This is a genomic window from Teichococcus aerophilus (genome assembly GCF_014490485.1).
In the GTDB taxonomy this organism is placed as follows: Bacteria; Pseudomonadota; Alphaproteobacteria; order Acetobacterales; family Acetobacteraceae; genus Pseudoroseomonas; species Pseudoroseomonas aerophila.
Genome location: NZ_JACTVA010000102.1, coordinates 1 through 2500 on the forward strand (window position 1 = coordinate 1; position 2500 = coordinate 2500).

Sequence of the window (2500 nt, forward strand, 5' to 3'; positions counted from 1 at the left end):
AGAAACGCGAAATCCGCCTGCGGAGGTGTTTCCGAGGCGGTTGTGGTGGTGGTTGTGGTGATGGGATGCGGGGACAGGATTTGAACCTGTGACCTTCAGGTTATGAGCCTGACGAGCTACCGGGCTGCTCCACCCCGCGTTGGTGGTGTATTTGTTGTGTTGTGACTGTGCTGATGAGGATGTTTGAGATGATCCGGCTGGGTGGCCCGGCGGCGACCTACTCTCCCGCGCCTTAAGACGCAGTACCATGGGCGCAGAGGCGTTTCACGGCCGAGTTCGGGAAGGGATCGGGTGTAGCAGCCTCGCGATGGCCACCGGGTCACCGAGCCGGATCATGACGAACAAAGGTGTAGCACAGATGGTGGTGAGAGATGGTGATATCGAGGCAAGTGTTGTGTGTGAGTGTGTCGCGGATGAATGCTGCGTGCGGTGACCGTTTTGAGGGGTCAGCGGCAGTTAGAGTTGAGATCTATCGGGCTATTAGGACCGCTCGGCTACGTCAGTTACCTGACTTCCACCTGCGGCCTATCGACGTGATGGTCTATCACGGCCCTTGGGGAGACCTCGTTTAGAGGCTGGTTTCCCGCTTAGATGCCTTCAGCGGTTATCCGTTCCGCACTTAGCTACCCAGCGATGCTCCTGGCGGAACAACTGGTACACCAGAGGTACGTCCATCCCGGTCCTCTCGTACTAGGGACAGATCCTCGCAAGTCTCCTACACCCATGGCAGATAGGGACCGAACTGTCTCACGACGTTCTAAACCCAGCTCACGTACCGCTTTAATCGGCGAACAGCCGAACCCTTGGGACCTGCTCCAGCCCCGGGATGCGATGAGCCGACATCGAGGTGCCAAACCTCCCCGTCGATGTGGACTCTTGGGGGAGATCAGCCTGTTATCCCTAGAGTACCTTTTATCCGTTGAGCGATGGCCCTTCCACGCGGGACCACCGGATCACTAAGGCCGACTTTCGTCTCTGTTCGCGCTGTCGCGCTCACAGTCAGGCGGGCTTATGCCTTTGCACTCAACAGCCGATGTCCGACCGGCTTGAGCCCACCATCGCGCGCCTCCGTTACCATTTGGGAGGCGACCGCCCCAGTCAAACTGCCCACCACGCAGGGTCCCGACCCCGGATAACGGGGCTCGGTTAGATGCCAGAAAGAAACAGGGTGGTATTTCAAGGATGGCTCCACAGAAGCTAGCGCCCCTGCTTCAAAGCCTCCCACCTATCCTACACAGTTCCTTCCTGGCACCACTGCGAAGTTGCAGTAAAGGTTCATAGGGTCTTTCCGTCTGACCACGGGTACCCCGCATCTTCACGGGGAATTCAATTTCGCTGAGCCCATGCTGGAGACAGTGGGGAGGTCGTTACGCCATTCGTGCAGGTCGGAACTTACCCGACAAGGAATTTCGCTACCTTAGGACCGTTATAGTTACGGCCGCCGTTTACTGGGGCTTCGGTTCGATGCTTGCACATCTCCCCTTAACCTTCCAGCACCGGGCAGGCGTCAGACCCTATACGTCATCTCTCGATTTCGCAGAGCCCTGTGTTTTTACTAAACAGTCGCCACCCCCTGGTCTGTGCCACCCACCGCTGGTTGCCCAATGGTGGGTCTCGCTTATCCCGAAGTTACGCGAGTAATTTGCCTAGTTCCTTCAGCATGGTTCTCTCAAGCGCCTCGGTATACTCAACCAGTCCACCTGTGTCGGTTTCGGGTACGGACCATATGCTAGAGCTATTTCCTGGACCGATCCGGCAGCCCCTCCAATCCAATAAGGAGGAACAACGCTTCACGGCCGTCACTTCTAGCGGGCTCAGGAATATTCACCTGATTTCCATCGGCTACGGCTGTCGCCCTCGCCTTAGGGACCGGCTCACCCTGCGCGGATTGGCCTTGCGCAGGAACCCTTGGACTTTCGGCGAGAGGGGTTCTCACCCTCTTTGTCGCTACTCATGTCCGCATTCGCACTTCCGATACCTCCAGGAGCCCTCACGGGTCTCCCTTCACAGGCTTACGGAACGCTCCGCTACCACGCATACTTGCGTATGCATCCACAGCTTCGGCAGATGACTTGAGCCCCGTTACATTTTCGCCGCAAAACAGCTATTAGACCAGTGAGCTATTACGCTTTCTTTAAAGGATGGCTGCTTCTAAGCCAACCTCCTGGTTGTTTTGGCCGTCTCACATGCTTTCCCACTTAGTCATCATTTGGGGGCCTTAGCTGGTGGTCTGGGCTGTTTCCCTCTCGACAATGGACCTTAGCACCCACTGTCTGTCTGCCAGGTAGCACTCACCGGCATTCGGAGTTCGGTAGGGTTTGGTAGGACTTTGGGTCCCCCTAGCCCTTCCGGTGCTCTACCTCCGGCGGTGTTCGCCTGACGATCTACCTCAATAGATTTCGCGGAGAACCAGCTATTTCCGAGTTTGATTGGCCTTTCACCCCTAGCCACAGCTCATCCCCGACTTTTTCAACAGGCGTGGGTTCGGCCCTCCAGTGCA

General features: G+C 57.0%; 1 tRNA gene and 2 rRNA genes (1 of these 3 cut by a window edge). All 3 read right to left on the bottom strand.

Annotated elements, in window-relative coordinates:
* Nucleotides 1–65: 65 nt before the first annotated feature.
* A tRNA-Met gene (locus IBL26_RS24950) sits at nt 66–139 on the bottom strand.
* Nucleotides 140–204: 65 nt separating this feature from the next.
* Nucleotides 205–319, bottom strand: a 5S ribosomal RNA gene (gene rrf / locus IBL26_RS24955).
* A 140-nt stretch (nt 320–459) separates the two neighbouring features.
* Nucleotides 460–2500 (bottom strand): 23S ribosomal RNA (locus IBL26_RS24960) (it continues 697 nt past the right edge of the window).